General features: G+C 69.0%; 13 protein-coding genes, 1 tRNA gene and 2 pseudogenes. 6 read left to right on the top strand and 10 right to left on the bottom strand.

The window, feature by feature from the left end; translation table 11 throughout:
• Positions 1 to 191 precede the first annotated feature (191 nt).
• Positions 192 to 2,474, top strand: a complete 2,283-nt coding sequence (locus ACIBJB_RS18610) for a (Fe-S)-binding protein (RefSeq protein ID WP_398931730.1) — start codon at positions 192 to 194, stop codon at positions 2,472 to 2,474.
• Positions 2,475 to 2,548: 74 nt separating this feature from the next.
• Here ACIBJB_RS18610 and ACIBJB_RS18605 read toward each other — a convergent pair.
• Positions 2,549 to 2,722 (bottom strand): annotated as a pseudogene (locus ACIBJB_RS18605) (nucleotidyltransferase domain-containing protein); the annotation flags it as partial.
• A gap of 667 nt (positions 2,723 to 3,389) precedes the next feature.
• Here ACIBJB_RS18605 and ACIBJB_RS18600 point away from each other — a divergent pair.
• The 3 genes from ACIBJB_RS18600 to ACIBJB_RS18590 are packed head-to-tail and all read left to right on the top strand — an operon-like array spanning position 3,390 to position 6,187.
• On the top strand, positions 3,390 to 4,688 hold the full coding sequence (locus ACIBJB_RS18600) for an FG-GAP repeat domain-containing protein (RefSeq protein WP_398931728.1): 1,299 nt from the start codon (positions 3,390 to 3,392) through the stop codon (positions 4,686 to 4,688).
• A 34-nt stretch (positions 4,689 to 4,722) separates the two neighbouring features.
• On the top strand, positions 4,723 to 5,691 hold the full coding sequence (locus tag ACIBJB_RS18595; protein WP_398931726.1) for a YIP1 family protein: 969 nt from the start codon (positions 4,723 to 4,725) through the stop codon (positions 5,689 to 5,691).
• A 37-nt stretch (positions 5,692 to 5,728) separates the two neighbouring features.
• The gene (locus ACIBJB_RS18590; RefSeq protein ID WP_398931724.1) at positions 5,729 to 6,187 is read left to right on the top strand and encodes a nuclear transport factor 2 family protein; all 459 of its coding nucleotides are present in this window, start codon (positions 5,729 to 5,731) and stop codon (positions 6,185 to 6,187) included.
• A 36-nt stretch (positions 6,188 to 6,223) separates the two neighbouring features.
• Here ACIBJB_RS18590 and ACIBJB_RS18585 read toward each other — a convergent pair whose 3' ends face one another.
• Positions 6,224 to 6,733 carry a phosphoribosyltransferase gene (locus tag ACIBJB_RS18585; RefSeq protein ID WP_398931722.1) on the bottom strand — a complete coding sequence of 170 codons (510 nt, stop codon included), beginning with the start codon at positions 6,731 to 6,733 and terminating at the stop codon, positions 6,224 to 6,226.
• On the bottom strand, positions 6,730 to 7,305 hold the full coding sequence (gene dcd / locus ACIBJB_RS18580; protein ID WP_030600337.1) for a dCTP deaminase: 576 nt from the start codon (positions 7,303 to 7,305) through the stop codon (positions 6,730 to 6,732). Before dcd ends, ACIBJB_RS18585 begins: the two co-directional genes overlap by 4 nt.
• A 500-nt stretch (positions 7,306 to 7,805) precedes the next feature.
• On the opposite strand from dcd, the gene ACIBJB_RS18575 reads away from it, so the two are divergent.
• A tRNA-Gly gene (locus ACIBJB_RS18575) sits at positions 7,806 to 7,879 on the top strand.
• Positions 7,880 to 8,192: 313 nt separating this feature from the next.
• On the opposite strand, the gene ACIBJB_RS18570 is transcribed toward ACIBJB_RS18575, so the two are convergent.
• From ACIBJB_RS18570 to ACIBJB_RS18560, 3 genes are all read right to left on the bottom strand, one after another.
• Entirely contained in the window at positions 8,193 to 8,636 is a 444-nt protein-coding gene (locus ACIBJB_RS18570) for a PIN domain-containing protein (protein WP_398931719.1), read from the bottom strand.
• Complete coding sequence (locus tag ACIBJB_RS18565; RefSeq protein ID WP_398931717.1) at positions 8,633 to 8,893, bottom strand: CopG family transcriptional regulator; 261 nt, start codon at positions 8,891 to 8,893, stop codon at positions 8,633 to 8,635. Before ACIBJB_RS18565 ends, ACIBJB_RS18570 begins: the two co-directional genes overlap by 4 nt.
• 527 nt (positions 8,894 to 9,420) lie before the next feature.
• Entirely contained in the window at positions 9,421 to 9,747 is a 327-nt protein-coding gene (locus ACIBJB_RS18560) for a hypothetical protein (RefSeq protein WP_398931715.1), read from the bottom strand.
• Between the two features lie 110 nt (positions 9,748 to 9,857).
• Between ACIBJB_RS18560 and ACIBJB_RS18555 the strand changes: the two genes are divergently transcribed.
• Complete coding sequence (locus tag ACIBJB_RS18555) at positions 9,858 to 13,154, top strand: AfsR/SARP family transcriptional regulator (protein WP_398931713.1); 3,297 nt, start codon at positions 9,858 to 9,860, stop codon at positions 13,152 to 13,154.
• 143 nt (positions 13,155 to 13,297) lie between these two features.
• Here ACIBJB_RS18555 and ACIBJB_RS18550 read toward each other — a convergent pair.
• The 4 genes and pseudogenes from ACIBJB_RS18550 to ACIBJB_RS18535 form a co-directional block, all read right to left on the bottom strand.
• Positions 13,298 to 13,438 (bottom strand): annotated as a pseudogene (locus tag ACIBJB_RS18550) (VapC toxin family PIN domain ribonuclease); the annotation flags it as partial.
• Positions 13,439 to 13,529: 91 nt separating this feature from the next.
• Positions 13,530 to 14,570: a hypothetical protein gene (locus ACIBJB_RS18545; protein ID WP_398931711.1), complete on the bottom strand. Its 1,041-nt coding sequence runs from the start codon at positions 14,568 to 14,570 to the stop codon at positions 13,530 to 13,532.
• 38 nt (positions 14,571 to 14,608) lie between these two features.
• Complete coding sequence (locus tag ACIBJB_RS18540; protein WP_398931709.1) at positions 14,609 to 15,460, bottom strand: fructosamine kinase family protein; 852 nt, start codon at positions 15,458 to 15,460, stop codon at positions 14,609 to 14,611.
• The gene (locus ACIBJB_RS18535) at positions 15,457 to 15,723 is read right to left on the bottom strand and encodes an acyl carrier protein (RefSeq protein WP_398931707.1); all 267 of its coding nucleotides are present in this window, start codon (positions 15,721 to 15,723) and stop codon (positions 15,457 to 15,459) included. Before ACIBJB_RS18535 ends, ACIBJB_RS18540 begins: the two co-directional genes overlap by 4 nt.
• Position 15,724: the final 1 nt, after the last annotated feature.

Below are 15,724 nucleotides of genomic sequence, written 5' to 3'. Positions count from 1 at the left end.
CAATTCATCACGAATAACACGATCGGGTTTTAAGGTAACCCTCAGCGATTCAGATCACCCCGTGCCCGGCTACAGTGCGGCGGAGGATGGGGGTAGTCTCAAACGGACTGCATAAGTTACCGCTTAGTAATGACGAGAATCCGTCCTCGTGGATCTCTCGTAGACCCCTCGCAGGCCCGAGGAGCCCCTAAATGCAACTCGCCGCGATCATCGTGTCGCTGGTACTGACCGTGGTCGGCGTGGCACTGCTCGCGCGCGCCATCGGCCAGTTCGTCCGGTACTTCAAGCTGGGCCAGCCCGTGCCCGCCGGAAGCAGGACCGACAACCCCTACGCCCGCAGTGTGACGCTGGTGAAGGAGTTCCTCGGCCACACCCGGATGAACCGGTGGGGCATCGTCGGCTTCGCCCACTGGTTCGTGGCGATCGGCTTCCTGACGCTGCCGCCGACCCTCGCCCAGGCGTTCGGCCAGCTCTTCAAGGCCGACTGGGTGCTGCCGGTCATCGGCGAGTTCCTGCCGTTCGAGATGTACATCGAGTTCATCGGTGTCATGACCGTGCTCGGCATCGCCGCGCTCATCGTGATCCGCCTGCTGAGCCTGCCCTCCCGCCCCGGCCGCAAGTCCCGCTTCGCGGGCTCCAAGGCGGGTCAGGCGTACTTCGTCGAGTACGTCATCCTCACCATCGGCCTCGCCATCTACGTGCTGCGCGGCCTCGAGGGCGCGCTGCACCACGTGGAGGGCTACGAGGCCGGGTACTTCGCCTCGTACCCGCTGGTGCTGGCCTTCAAGGGCCTGAGCGTCTCCGCGCTGCAGAACCTCGTCTACTTGGTCGCGACGATCAAGATCGGCACGTCTTTCGTGTGGATGATCGTCGTCTCGCTCAACACCAACATGGGTGTGGCCTGGCACCGCTTCCTGGCCTTCCCGAACATCTGGTTCAAGCGCAACGCGGAGGGCTCCACCGCTCTCGGCGCCCTGCAGCCGATGACGTCCGGCGGAAAGCCGATCGACTTCACCGACCCGGGTGACGACGACGTCTTCGGGGTCTCCCAGGTCGAGCAGTTCTCCTGGAAGGGCCTGCTGGACTTCTCCACCTGCACCGAGTGCGGCCGCTGCCAGTCGCAGTGCCCCGCGTGGAACACCGGCAAGCCGCTCTCCCCCAAGCTCCTGATCATGTCCCTGCGCGACCACGCGCACGCCAAGGCCCCGTACCTGCTGGCCGGCGGCGGCAAGACGATGGAGGGCGAGGAGAAGGCGTCCGAGGAACAGCTGGCCGGTGTGCCCGCGTCCGCTCTCGCCGAGGCCGAGCGCCCGCTCATCGGAACCCTCGAAGAGAACGGCGTCATCGACCCGGACGTCCTGTGGTCCTGCACCACCTGCGGCGCCTGTGTCGAGCAGTGCCCCGTCGACATCGAGCACGTCGACCACATCGTCGACATGCGCCGCTACCAGGTGATGATCGAGAGCGCGTTCCCGTCCGAGGCGGGCACGATGCTCAAGAACCTGGAGAAGAAGGGCAACCCCTGGGGCCTGGCCAAGAAGCAGCGCCTGGAGTGGCTCAAGGAGGTCGAGTTCGAGGTCCCGGTCGTCGGCCAGGACATCGAGGACCTCACCGAGGTCGAGTACCTGTACTGGGTCGGCTGCGCGGGTGCCCTGGAGGACAGGGCCAAGAAGACCACGAAGGCCTTCGCCGAGCTGCTGCACATCGCGGGCGTCAAGTTCGCGATCATGGGCGGCGACGAGAAGTGCACCGGCGACTCCGCCCGCCGCCTCGGCAACGAGCCCCTGTTCCAGGAGCTCGGCATGGAGAACGTCATGGCACTGAACATGGCGTTCGGCGAGGAGCTCGACGACGACGGCAAGGTGGTCCCCGAGTCCGCCAAGCCCAAGTCCGCCAAGAAGATCGTCGCGACCTGCCCGCACTGCCTCAACACGATCGGCAACGAGTACCCGCAGCTCGGCGGCGACTACGAGGTCATCCACCACACCCAGCTGCTCCAGCACCTCGTCGACGAGGGCAAGCTGGTCCCGGTCACGCCGGTCGAGGGCATCATCACCTACCACGACCCGTGCTACCTGGGCCGCCACAACAAGATCTACACGCCCCCGCGCGAGATCATCGCGAACGTCCCGGGTCTCCGTAACGAGGAGATGCACCGCCACAAGGAGCGCGGCTTCTGCTGTGGCGCCGGTGGCGCGCGCATGTGGATGGAGGAGCGGATCGGCAAGCGCATCAACAACGAGCGCGTCGACGAGGCTCTTTCGCTGAACCCGGACATCGTGTCCACGGCCTGCCCGTTCTGCCTCGTCATGCTCACGGACTCCGTGAACGGCAAGAAGAACGACGGCAAGGCCAAGGAGTCCATCCAGGTCGTGGATGTCGCCCAGCTCCTGCTGGAGTCCGTGCGGACCCCGGTCGACCCGGAGGACGCGGCGGAGACGGCGAACGAGCCGGAACCGGAGCCGGTGAAGTAAGCGGTCACAGCTGTGCCGTTCGGCGCCCCCAGGTCCCACCGGGCCTGGGGGCGCCGCGTCTTCCAGATCTCCGCTCAGAAGTGGGTGGCGATCCCGAAGACCCGCCGGAGCTGAGCCATGTCGTGCCGGTCACGCGCCGTCGGCTCGTACCCCTGGTGGAAGTAGACCTGCTGCTCGGCGGACAGACACGGAACGGCCGTCCCGCCCACGGTCCCGGTCACGAAGCTGGAGGCCGGGTACGCGAAGGGTGTACGCGCGCGTGTCGAGCCGTGCGGGACCGTCCGGTACGGCGACCACCAGACGGGACGTGTATCCCCGTACGGCGTCCTCGCCCAGGTCCGCTCGGACGGCCCGCGGACGCTCCACCACCTTCGCCGCGCTCACCTCGGCGCCCGCGTCCCGCAACGCGGCGACCTGTTCGCTCCCCGTGGCCATCAGCCCGACGAAGAGGGCACCGCACGCGAAGGTCACCAGCAGCCAGACGGCACCGCCGCGAGCCCGGATCCAGCGCACCGATTTGAAGGAGAACCCCAGCGCCTCGCCGAGAGCGCCACCGGACCCGGACTTGTCCGGCACCACACGGCCGGACCCGCGCCGCAGCCCCCACAGCGCCCCCGCCCGCAGCACCGCGCACCCGGCCGCGACCGCGCCCCACACCAGCGGCCCCGTCCACGGCCGGGGCGTGGACGCCACTCCCAGCAGCCACCAACAGGCCACCGCCGCCGCGACCCACTCGACCAGCCCGCCCAGCCGGACCGTCCAGAGCAGCGCCAACCGCACGCCTTCCGCCTCTCCCCCGTCGACGACGCCCGCAGGGCTGTCGCCGCATCTCGAACAAGTGCATCATTGCCGGGGTCGTTGTCAATGATGCTGACGAGGTGAACGGTGCGCGTGCGGATCGTGCGGAGAGACGTGATGTGTACGACGCCCCCGGGCGGCACCCTGATCACCGCCGTCGCCGCCCTCGCCGCCACCCTCCTCCTCGCCGCCTGCGGCCCCGCCCAGCACACCGGCTCGGCGGACCGCACCCCCGTACGGATCGCCGACGCCCCGGCACGGCTCCCGGTGCCGAAGGGCAAGGGCAGCAGGACCCCGGACGACTTCAACGGCGACGGCCACCGCGACCTCGTCCTGGGCGACCTGGTCAAGGCACAGGCCCACGCCGACGATCCCGGCATCGGCATCGTCTACGGCAGCGAGCGCGGACTGGTCCCGGGCGCACGGCAGTTGATCACCCCGAGCGGACAGGGCGCGGCCACCGACGGCCAACTCCCCGCCCTGTTCGACGCGGAGGCCAGCTGCGACCTGGACAAGGACGGCTTCACGGACCTCGTCGTCTCCACCGACCCGCCCTACGACGGCCAGGGCCGGCCCCCGGTCCCGCTCCAGATCCTCTTCGGCTCCCCGACCGGCCTGACCGGCAAGGCAGTTCACCTCTCGGTCCCGCCCGCCGCCCGCGTCGGCAACGACTGGCCCGACCAGCCGGTCTGCGGCGACTTCGACGGCGACGGCACGAAGGACCTGGTCCTGCATGCGACGGGCGGTCACCTCACCTACCTGCGCGGCCCGTTCACCCGCAAGGGCGAGCCGAGCGGGGCCGGCGCCCCGATCCGGTCGCCCGGCGAGGTCCCCACGGGCCCGGCCGCCGACGTCGACCGCGACGGCTACGACGACCTGATCGTCCGTACGGCACAGGGCACCGGTCCCTCCGCCGTGGTCCTCGGCGGTCCGGCGGGCCCGACCCGAACCGGAGCCGTCCTGCCGTCCGGCATCGACGTGGCCCTCGGCTCCTTCGGCCGCGGCAAGGCGCTGGACGCGGCGGTCGGGGCCATGGGAGGAACGTCACTGCGCTATGACCTCCCGACCGCGGCGAAGGGCTCCCTGGACTCCCCCGGCTCGGTCCTGGACGCCGCCGACTTCGACGGCGACGGCCTGAGCGAACTGGTCTCCAGCGGCTCGCGCCTGCGCGTCTTCCAGGGCCGTACGACAGGTCCGTCCGAGAAGGCGACGGCCACCGTCGCACCCCCCGCCACCGGAACCACCCGCGTCCTCGCGGTCGGCGACTTCGACGGCGACGGCCGGGCGGACCTGGCGGTACGGACGTACCGGAGCGAGACGAAGGACACGGTCGCCGTCTTCTCCGGGGCGAGGAAGGGGCTCGTGAGCGCGGAGCCGGCCGTGACGTTCTCCACGTCGGCGTTCCTCAGCCGCTGACCCCGTAGGGGACAGACGAGAACCCCCTTAAGGGATGTCACAGCTCGGCAGCAAAGCCGTCCCCGAAACCCCGGGCCGCGCACGCCGCTCCCCGGGACCAGGTACGTTCGAAGACGTGGCTGGATTCAGGATCGGACGCGGCCGGGACAACGGCGCTCCTCACGCGCGACCGCAACAACCTCCGTACGGGCAGCAGGCGCCCCAGGGACAGCCGTACGGCTATCCCCCCGCGCCGCAGCCCCACCCGGGCCAGTGGACCCAGGGCGGCGGCGGCGGGGGCTACGACGAGCCGGAGTACTTCGGCGACGGCGCCGGTGCTGGTGGTGCCCCGCACCCGCAGGGCGGCCATGACCCGTATGCGGCCAACAACCCGGGCCACACCCAGGCGTTCTCGGTCGGGGAGGACCCCTACAACCAGGGCGGCACCTACCGCGCGGGCTCGGCCCCGGCCGCCCCGGTGGGCCCCCGCCTGCACTGGAAGGAACTCCTGAAGGGCATCCTGCTCTCGCCCAGGCAGACCTTCCTCCAGATGCGGGACTACACGATGTGGGGCCCGGCCCTCGTCGTGACCTTCCTCTACGGCCTGCTCGCGGTGTTCGGCTTCGAGGGCGCCCGAGAGGACGCGATCAACGCCACCCTGTCGAACGCGATCCCGATCGTCCTGACCACGGCCGTCGCCATGGTCCTGTCGGCCTTCGTCCTGGGCGTCGTCACCCACGCCCTGGCCCGCCAGCTCGGCGGCGACGGAGCGTGGCAGCCCACGGTCGGCCTCTCCATGCTGATCATGTCCCTGACCGACGCCCCCCGCCTGATCGTGGCCATGTTCTTCGGCGGCGACGCGTCCTTCGTCCAGCTCCTGGGCTGGGCGACCTGGGTGGCGGCCGGCGCCCTGCTCACCCTGATGGTGTCCAGGTCCCACGACCTGCCGTGGCCGAAGGCGCTCGGCGCCTCCGCGATCCAGCTGATCGCACTGCTGTCGATCGTGAAGCTGGGCACGTTCTAGCGTGTACGACGAGAAAGGGTCACCTGGGGAGGGTCGTGTGAGTCCGAGTCCGCGCGAGGTGTTTCTCCGGCTTGTTCACGGGGTCGCCGACGGGAACTTCGACGAGTTGCCCGACCTGTACGGCGAGGTCACCGATGTCCGCCATCCCATGGCCACGCCCGAGTCCGAGCCGTTGACGAGTCGGTCCGCGCTCCAGGAGCACTTCACGGTGCCGCCGGAAGTCCGGGGGTCCTTGCCGAAGAGGCGGGTCGTCGACGTCGTCGTTCACGAGACCGCCGATCCTGAAGTGATCGTCGCCGAGTTCGCCTATGAGTTCACGTTGCCGGACGGCTCCATGTCCAAGGTGCCCTGCGTCTTCGTCATGCGGATCCGGGACGGTCAGATCATCGAGTCACGCGACTACATCGACCCGATTCGTACGTACACGGCACGCGGTGACCTTGACCGCCTCATCACGTCGTTGCGGACGGATGTTCCTCAGCCGAGGGCTTCCTGACCTGCCGGTGCCGCAGTGGCCTGCGGTAACCGCAGGTCAGACCGCTTCCTTGTTCTCCCTGGGTGCCTCGCCCGACCTGTGCACCGGAGGCAGGACGCTCCACGGAAAGTTGATCCAGTCGTCCGTCCGCTTCCAGACGTACTCGCACTTCACCAGGGACTGGGACTTCTCGTAGATGACCGCCGAGCGGACCTCGGCGACGGCGTCGAGGCAGAAGTCGCGCACCAGTTTGAGCGTCTTGCCGGTGTCGGCGACGTCGTCGGTGATGAGGACCTTCTGGTCGGAGAAGTCGATGACGTTGGGGACGGGGGCCAGCATGACCGGCATTTCCAGGGTGGTCCCCACGCCGGTGTAGAACTCGACGTTCACCAGGTGGATGTTCTTGCAGTCGAGCGCGTACGCGAGGCCGCCGGCGACGAAGACTCCGCCGCGGGCGATCGAGAGCACGACGTCGGGCTCGTAGCCGTCGTCGGCGATGGTCTGGGCGAGCTCACGGACGGCGGTGCCGAACGCCTCGTAGGTCAGGTTCTCCCGTACGGCGCTCATACCTGGGTCCGGTGGAAGTTGAGGAAGGAGCGGGAGGCGGTGGGGCCGCGCTGGCCCTGATAGCGGGAGCCGTAGCGCTCACTGCCGTAGGGGAACTCGGCCGGCGAGGAGAGCCGGAACAGGCACAGCTGGCCGATCTTCATGCCCGGCCAGAGTTTGATGGGCAGGGTGGCGAGGTTCGACAGCTCGAGGGTCACGTGCCCGCTGAAACCGGGGTCGATGAAGCCTGCCGTGGAGTGGGTGACGAGTCCGAGCCGGCCGAGGGAGGACTTGCCCTCGAGGCGGGAGGCGAGGTCGTCGGGGAGGGTGATGACCTCGTACGTGGAGGCGAGGACGAACTCACCCGGGTGGAGGATGAAGGGCTCGTCGCCCTCCGGCTCCACGAGCCGCGTGAGGTCGGCCTGCTCGACGGAGGGGTCGATGTGGGGGTAGCGGTGGTTCTCGAACACCCGGAAGAAGCGATCGAGGCGCACGTCGACGCTGGACGGCTGCACCATGGATTCGTCGTAGGGATCGATCCGTACCCGCCCGGCGTCGATCTCGGCCCGGATGTCCTTGTCTGAGAGAAGCACGCCCCGAGGATACGCAAGGCGCGCGGACCGACCACCATCGGACGGACCGCGCGCCTGGTACCGATCTTTCAGTGCTTCTCCAAGGTCACCGGAACGACGCTCCGAAGCCGCGCACAGCGAGGACAGCGGACGAGCCGTCCGGGGCCGAGTCGTTCGGCCTGCTGCATCGGGAACGAAGCGGTGCTGAACACGTGCCCATCGGCACAACGGACGACGGTGCGCTCCATCAAGTCCAAGAGTCCCTTCCCCAAGAGCCGCGTCGGGCTACTGCTCACCTGACGACAAATGCCACGTTACGGGATGAACGGGACGGCCCTCCAGGCGGCACTCCGGTCCCGCCCGGACCCTCTTCCACCCCTCCACCGTACGCCCCAACTCCCGCTGCCCGCAGCCCTGTCCCACCCCTGAGACGCACCAAGGGCCCCACGGCTTCGGCGCCGGGGGCCCGGGATGAGGTAAGGTAACGTTGCGTTCGACACCGGTTCCGTCCGGCGTGTTACGCGGGTGTAGTTTAATGGTAGAACATCAGCTTCCCAAGCTGAGAGCGCGAGTTCGATTCTCGTCACCCGCTCCATGATGAAACCCCAGGTCAGTGGCCTGGGGTTTATGTTTAGCCGATGGTTGTCCAGCGGTTTCCCGCCCGCCAGGCGCACGAAGATTGGGCACGCGGAGGGCACGGGTTCCGGGCGGCAGCCGTACGCACAATGCCTCCAGGCCAGGAAGTCCGGCTTGACCTGCGGCTTCGCAGTTCAGACCCGAACCTCTTCGCGTCAGGAGACCTCAGCCTGCCGTTCCCTCCGCGACTCTGAATGGCGTTTGCGTGCACAGCGGAGGCGATGCCGGCCGAAGTCCCTTTCAGCGGCTGGGACTTCCCTGCCGGAAGACCGTCACAACGGCAGATCGTCGGGCAGGACCCGGAATGCCTTGTGACGCCCCAACGGCCGTACAGCACGGAAGTCACGCCGGTCGAGGGTGAGAATCGCGTCGGTGTCGTACTCCGCGGCCAGCGCCACGTTCACCGCGTCGGCGAGGTCGAGATCCAGTGCGCGGTAACGGACACGAACAGACTGGGCTGCACCCAGGTGATCCTCCGTGATCTCCGGTACGACGACCCGGCCCCGACTCATCCAGCGGCGGAGGTCGTCAACTGCACTGACGGCGGCCTCCCGCCCGAGCCCTCGCGTGGCGACGTGATCGAGTTCCGCCAGCAGGAGCGGCGACATGACCAGCAGGCCGGCCGCCATGATCGCCTCGTTCGCCGCCCTGTATTCCGGGTGCGTCGAGTCGAGGGCAGCCAGGAGGCCGGACGTGTCGGCGATGACGATGATCACGCGGCAGTTCCGGAGTCCGTCTTGCGGCGGACCGCGTCGGCAACCACGTCACGGACCTCAGCCTTGGAGGGCGTACGCCCCGGCCCTTCGAAGGTACGCGAGAACAGCGGCTCGTCCCAGACGCGATTTGCCATCGCCGCAAGGTGGATCCCCTGCCGAATGATCTCCGCTTCGCTTATGCCTCGCCGTTTGGCCGCCTCCTTGATGATCGCAAGGTCCTCGGGATCGGCGTAGACGTTCGTGCGCTTCATGGACATGTACCAAGAGTAGTCCATGTCCTAGATTGATGTATGGCAGATGCCCCCTCGTCTCACGGGCAGCCCCCTAAGAGACCAGCCCCGGCGCCAGACTGCCTGCGGGAAAAGGGGTGCGTCATGGGGTTGGGCTTCAGCGTCGGCGTCCCCCGGACGAGTGCGCGTGTCTCCCCACGTGGGGTGCGAACCGCGATCGGTCCCGAGCCGCGAGGCTCACCGTGGGCAGTGGCGGTACGCGGATCCCGTCCGGTGCCGTTCAGTGGTAAGGCCCAGTTCGTGCAGCCGACGGGCGAGCGCCAGGGCGGCGACCTTCCGACGGCGCTTGGCCTGGAGCCCCGACGACGGTGCGCGAGTCCGTCGGCTCCCTTGTCCGTGTAGAGCTCCCTGTGGAGTCGCAACTGCGGGGCTGCGCCGCCCGCACGGGATGTCGTACGTGTGCCTGCGGGCCTCCCGCCCCAGCTCACGGTCGTCCCTGCTTGCTTCCACCAGTGGCGCGTATCGCCATGGCCAGAGAGGTCGCCCACTCCGCATCAACCGACGACCGCGGTGATGTGCCCTTTCCTCCTTTCCGCGCGGAGCACTGCGCGAGCCGCCCCGAGGATCTCCTCGTCCATCTCCGGCCCGGAGGCCAGCACCTGGAGCAGCCGAGTCCGCCACACATCGGGGTCCGTCTCGTACGCATAAAGCACCCGTACGCCGTAGCCTCCCCGTACGCCGTCGCAGCCACCGGACAATCGTCGGCGAACCGCCTCCTTCAGCACAGCGTGGAGGTCGTGGACGACTCCTCGTGAGGTGTCGGTGAGTCCGGCCGCCGCCCCCGTGGCCAACGCGGTCGCCACCAACTCCACTTCGGTCACGCGGATCCCCTTCGGTTGTGCGGGTTGTGCGATGTCGTGTCCATGAACATGGCCGGGGGTGCTGCAATTCTGATGAAATTCCGATGACGTAGGGAAGCGGAGGGTTCGGGGTGGACGACGGATCTCCTCAGCTGCTGCGGTTCGAAGTGCTCGGACCGTTACGGGCATGGCGGGGCGGGGCGCCGCTGAAGCTGGGGCCCGTCAAGCGGCAGGCCGTGCTGGCCGCTCTGCTGCTGCGCCAAGGGGCCGTGGCGAGTCATGAGCGGCTGCTCGACGCGGTGTGGGGCGAGGAGCCTCCCGCAGGCGGTCACAAGGTCCTGCCCACCCACGTCAACTCGCTGCGCAGGGTGCTCGATCCGGAAGGCACCCCGCCCGCGGAGTCGGTGATCCGCAGCGGCAAGGGCTGGTACTGCTTCGTCGTCGAGGAGGTCAGGCTCGATACGGCGGATCTGGACGAACGGGGCGACGAGGCGCTGCGCACCGTCGCGTCTGGCGACCTGGCCACCGCCGCGGCCCAACTCTCCGCAGCCATCGGGCTGTTCCAGGGCGAGCCCCTGGCCGGGCTGCCGGGACCGTTCGCGCAGGAGGAGCGGCAGCGGTTGGACGAGCGCCGACGGACGTTCCGGCTGGAGCGGCTCAAGTGCCTGGTCCTTCTGGGCCGGTTCGGCGATGCCCTCGACGACCTGAGCGGGCTGTCCGCGTCTTCGATGGCTGACCGCTACGACGAGTCGCTGACGGCCTTGCGCATGCGGGCCCTGTACGGCCGCGGACGTCAGGCGGAAGCGCTCAGAACTTATGAGGACCTGCGCGTACGACTGCGTGACGAGCTCGCTGCCGATCCCGGTGAGCAACTGCGCCGGGTGCACGAAGCGGTACTGCACCAGGACGACGCCTTCCTCCTGCGTCCGCCCCCGTCGGTACTCTCCACACCGCGCGAGAGAGCCGTGTCCGCCGAACTCCCGCACGACACTCCGGGTTTCGCCGGCCGCACCGGCGAACTCGACCGACTCCACTCGCTGCTTGCGCCCGCGCGGACGCAAGGGACGGCGAACACCGTGGTCATCTCCGCCATCGGCGGCGCCGCGGGCATTGGCAAGACCGCACTGGCCGTGCACTGGGCACACCAGGTCCGCGACCGCTTCCCGGACGGCCAGCTCTACGTCAACCTGCACGGCTTCGACCACGACCGACAGCCCCTCGAACCCGGCGAGGCCCTAGAACTGCTGCTGCGCAGCCTGGGGCTCGCGGCGTCGGAGATCCCCCCGCACCACGAGGCCCAGGGCCGCGTGTTCCGGACCCTGCTGGCCGACCGACGCATGCTCGTCCTGCTGGACAACGCGGCCTCGGCCGAGCAGGTACGTCCGCTGCTGCCGTCCGGCCCTACCTGCTGCGTCCTCGTGACCAGCCGCAACCGGCTCGGCGACCTCGTCGCCCACGACGGCGCCCACGCGCTGCCCCTGGATCTCCTCCAGCCGGACGAGGCCCGCGCACTGCTGAGCCGGACCCTCGGCACGGACCGGGTCGACGACGACAAACACGCGGTCGACGAACTGATCCGGCTCTGCGGCAGCCTCCCCCTGGCCCTGCGCGTGGCCGCCGCCAGGCTCGCGGGCGATCCGGCCCTGCGGACGGCCGACCTCGTCGCCGAGATGAACGAGGGCAACAAGCTGGAGGCACTGGAGCCGGACAGAGACGCCAACTCTCCTTTGCGTACGGCCTTTTCGGTGTCGTACCGGGTCCTGGCACCCGGGGCACGCCGGCTGTTCCGCCTGCTCGGCCTGTTCCCGGGAGCGGAGTTCACCACCGAGGCCGCAGCGGCGCTCCTGGATGCGCCACTGTCGCAGGCCCGGCGTCTGATCGGTGCACTGACCTCGGCCCACCTGGTCGAGCCCGCGACGGCGGCGCGTTACCGGTTCCACGATCTCCTTCGCGAGTACGCACAGGAGTGTGCGCTGGTGGAGGAGGCAACGCCGGACCGTGAAGCCGCCCTCGAACGACTCCTGATCTGGTACCTCAACGCCATCCGAACCACCGCGGGGACCGGGCTCTTTCCGGAGCTGCCCACCAGCCTCCGCCCCGACAGACACCCGGGCATGCCGTCAACCATCGCCGCCGGACCGTGGCTGGATGCAGAACGGGCGAATCTGCTCGCCGTCATCAACCATGCCGCCCACCACGGCCCCCGCCCCGTCGCCTGGCACCTGACCTCCGCACTGTTCAGCCACTTCTGGATCCATCTGCCACGGAAGACCTGGCAGACCACCGCGCAGACGGCACTGGACGCGGCCGAGACCGATGGTGACCTGTTCGGCCAGGCAGCGATGCACTCCAGCCTTTCAGCGGCGCGGTGGGACCGGGGGCATGTCCGACAGGCGATGGAACACGCCACACGCGCACTGGACATCAGCCGGGAGCTCGGTTGGGCGTCGGGCGAGGCGTCGGGTCTCGGCCTCAGAGGCATGGCGTATTGGAGCATGGCGCGCCTCGACAGTGCGCACGACGATTTCACCGCCGGCCTGCGCATCTTCCGTGAGACCGGGAATCTCTACTTCGAAGGATTCGGGATGGTCGGCCTCGGTATGGCCTGCCGGGATCTGGGTCGGCTGCACGAGGCCGCCGACCACCTCGAACGTGCCGTCGGACTAGAGGCAGAGGTCAGCTGGTGGGACGCCGGCTCGGCCCTGCAGATCCTGGGCGGGGTGTACTGGGAACTCGGCCGTCTCACCGACGGACTCGACCTCCTCGGCCCGGAGGTCGCCTCCGACAAGCGGGCCGGTTACCGCGACGGCCGCGCGATGATGCTCGACGCCATCGCGAAGATCAATATCGAACTCGGCCGCCACGGCGAAGGGCTGGAGCAGGCCGGGCGGGCCTTCGCCCTGGTCGAGGACACGAAACGGCACTGGGTTCAGTCCGGCATCCTCAACACTGTCGCCGCCGCCCGCCGACGACTGGGGCAGCTGGACCGGGCTCTTCAGGCCGGCGAGCAGGCTCTCGCCCTGGCCCGCGAGGCGCGATTCCGGCGAGCCGAGGCGGACAGCCTCCTGTGCCTCTCCCTCACCTACGGGGAAGCGGGCCGGTACGACGAGGCCCGCACCCACGCCGAACAGGCGCTGGCTCTGGCCCGCGCCCATTCGTTCCGCGTGGTGGAGGGCCAGGCCCTGACAGCCCTGTGCGAGACAGCGGAGGCCGAGGAAGCACACGGCACGGCCGTCGAGCTCGGCCAGGCAGCCCTCGCCGTACACCGCGGGACCGGCCACCGACTCGGTGAGGCCCGCACCCTCCTGGCACTCGCCCGCGCCCACTGGAAGACCGACGCCGCCGCCGAACTGATGAGGCGACAGGCGTGGGCCATCTTCTCGGACATCGGCGTGCCCGAGACGGAGTACGCGGATCTCGACCGGTGACGTCTCCTCAGCCGAGCCCGTCAGTCCGTTCCCGAGGTAGCCGGGACATGTGCTCCGGCCGGGGCGCCGCGGGGGTTCTCTTTGATCGCCACCTTCGCCTGACAGCGAGGACAACCCCACAACCTGTCGGGCGGTGAAACGCCTCAGACGATGTCGTGGACGTTGTGCTCGGTCAGGTCGGATGCGTGCCGGGCGACAGTGCCGTAGTCGGCATCGTCGTGGAGGACAACCAGGCCGTGGTGAGCCGCTGTAGCGGCGATGACGAGGTCCACTGCGGCGGCGTACGGGTGCGTCGGGCCGGTGGCGGGGCGAGCGGTCGGGGGCGGGAACGGCTGCTCAGGGCGCCAGTCGGCTCGTCGGTGAGTTGCGCACGCGTCACCCCGCCCCGACGACCCGTACCGCGTGCTCCAGCAGCCGGGTCTCGGTCTCTCGTAGCCGGGTCAGGAATGCCAGGCCTCGTGCGGCCTCGTCGGCGGCCTTCTCGGGTGGGAGGAACAACAGGCGGAGCCTGAACTGCCGTACTTGGCTGTCCAGTTCGCGGTAGGCATGGAGGGTGTCGGCCAGCGGCTCGTGCAGGGCGCAGGTTTCGGCCAGGTGAGCGAGGCGGCGCAGGACCATTCCCTTGTGTTCGGAGAGCAGATGGAACCTGCGGTAGTCGAGGCCCGCCGTCCCGTCCTTCACCTGGGTGAGGTGGAGGACCAGATGGTCGTACGTGCTCACCCCGGCCCTGGTTTCGAGATCGGCCGGGTTCGGTGCCGGCGCGGTGGGAGCGGACCACCAGGTGTCGGTGTCCTGAGTGTCGCCGGGTGTGCCCGAGAGGTAGTCCTGGAGTGCACGGACCAGGCGGGCAGGGCTGAAGCTGTGCGGGACCGTGCGGGGCCGCAGAAGCTGGACGGGGCTGCGGACTTCCGAACGCCCCTCGTGGACGGCCGACTTCGCCTCGCGGAAGGCCCTGGCGAAGTCGTCGTAGGAGATGCGGAGTTCGCGGAAGACGCGGGGTCTGCCGCCGAACCCCACCACGGCGACCTCCCGTCTACGGTCGTCGTATCCGAAGACGAGGTACTCGTGCAGCCGGACGAACGGCCGGCCGCGCAGATGGTCGTCGTCGACGAAGACAGTGCAGTGCTGGCCGGCGGAGATCCGGTCACGGATCAGGTCGATGACCGACGGGCCCGCCGCGGAGACGGCGGCCCAGTCGAGGGTCCTGCACTCCAGGACCTTCCGATAGCCGAAGGAGTCGGCGAAGTCGAGGTGCGGTTGCTCGCCGCTGCTCGGGGAGTGCTCCGAGTGGAGCTGGACGTAACGCTCCAGGTACCAGGGGAAGGTGTCCTCGTGGGCCAGGGCCACGCACAGCGGGAGGGCCCCGTAGAGGTAGGAGGTGTACTCCCGCTGGACGTTGGTCTTCAGGCAGGGCACGGCGGGCTCCCCGGATTTCAGGGTTCAGGGTTCAGGGTTCAGGAGAAGGTACGTACGACGTCCCGGACCTTCGCCACGGTGTCGCCGTACGTCCCGAAGTGGGCCAGCACACTGAGGTGTTCGCGCAGGTGCAGCAGCGGCATGCGGTCGCGCCAGCCGTCGGGCAGGGGGGAGATCTCCTCGTAGGCGTGGAAGAAGCGGTCCGGTGGAGGATCGCAGCAGTACGTCATGCTGAGGTCGGACTCGGCCCACATCCAGCACACCGCCGGGTCGAGGAACACGGGTTCACCGGCCGGGTCGGCGACGATGTTCGCGCGCCAGAGGTCGCCGTGGTTGAGCACGCAGGGAGACGTCGGGACGAGCTGCGGAAGGCGTTCACAGATCCTCTCCAGGCCCGCCAGGTCGGCCGGTTCGAGGGCACGGCGTACCTTCGGCTCGCGCAGGTAACGGCGGATTCGGTGCTCGGCGAAGAACTCGTGGCCGTCGTCGGCCCAGCCGTTCTCCTGGGGAAGCAGGCCGAGCCATCCGTCGGTGTCCCAGCCGAACCGGTCGCCGCGCACCGTGTGCAGGGTGGCGAAGGTCCGGCCCGCGGCCTCCCAGAACTCGTCGGTGTCGGGCCGGGGGTGCAGGGCCTCCATGAGGACGTGGTGCGCACTCACCTCGAACACCTGGGGAGTACGGATGCCCGCGCGTTCTTGGAGCGCCCTGAGTCCGGCCGCCTCCAGCGGGAACAGGTCGGGCGGAGCGTCGACGGATCCCTTGAGGACGTACGCCCTTCCGTCGGTGAGGGTCAGCCGCCAGACGTCGTTCACCGCGCCGCCGGAGAGCGGCTCGGCGTCGGCCACGTCCGGGACGACGCCGCTGGGCAGGCTCTTCCAGCGGGTGTTCACGCGATCAGCTCCGACAGGGCGTCCCACAGGGTGCGGGCGGAATGGAACATGGCGAACATGATCCTGTCGTCGGGGAAGGTGACGGCGAACCGCTGCTCGAGGTCGACCACTATGTTGACCGCGGTGAGCGAGTCCAGGCCGTAGTCCGCGAGGGGTGTGTCGTGGTCGAGCGACCGGTCCGCGGGGAGGCCGAGGTTGGTCTGGAGGATCTTCTCGAAATCCTTCTCGCTGTCAGTGGGCTCAATATCGGTGGAGCGCTGCATT

The organism is Streptomyces sp. NPDC050759 (assembly GCF_044456945.1).
In the GTDB taxonomy this organism is placed as follows: domain Bacteria; phylum Actinomycetota; class Actinomycetes; order Streptomycetales; family Streptomycetaceae; genus Streptomyces.
Note: the sequence above shows the minus strand (reverse complement) of the source record. Positions and strands in the feature narration are given on the sequence as shown.

Bases quoted from the DNA above. Each gene is read 5' to 3' on its own strand.
- ACIBJB_RS18610 (WP_398931730.1), top strand. From the start codon at position 192: ATGCAACTCGCCGCGATCATCGTGTCGCTGGTACTGACCGTGGTCGGC.
- ACIBJB_RS18600 (WP_398931728.1), top strand. From the start codon at position 3,390: ATGTGTACGACGCCCCCGGGCGGCACCCTGATCACCGCCGTCGCCGCC.
- ACIBJB_RS18595 (WP_398931726.1), top strand. From the start codon at position 4,723: ATGTCACAGCTCGGCAGCAAAGCCGTCCCCGAAACCCCGGGCCGCGCA.
- ACIBJB_RS18585 (WP_398931722.1), bottom strand. From the start codon at position 6,733: ATGAGCGCCGTACGGGAGAACCTGACCTACGAGGCGTTCGGCACCGCC.
- ACIBJB_RS18565 (WP_398931717.1), bottom strand. From the start codon at position 8,893: ATGTCCATGAAGCGCACGAACGTCTACGCCGATCCCGAGGACCTTGCG.
- ACIBJB_RS18535 (WP_398931707.1), bottom strand. From the start codon at position 15,723: ATGCAGCGCTCCACCGATATTGAGCCCACTGACAGCGAGAAGGATTTC.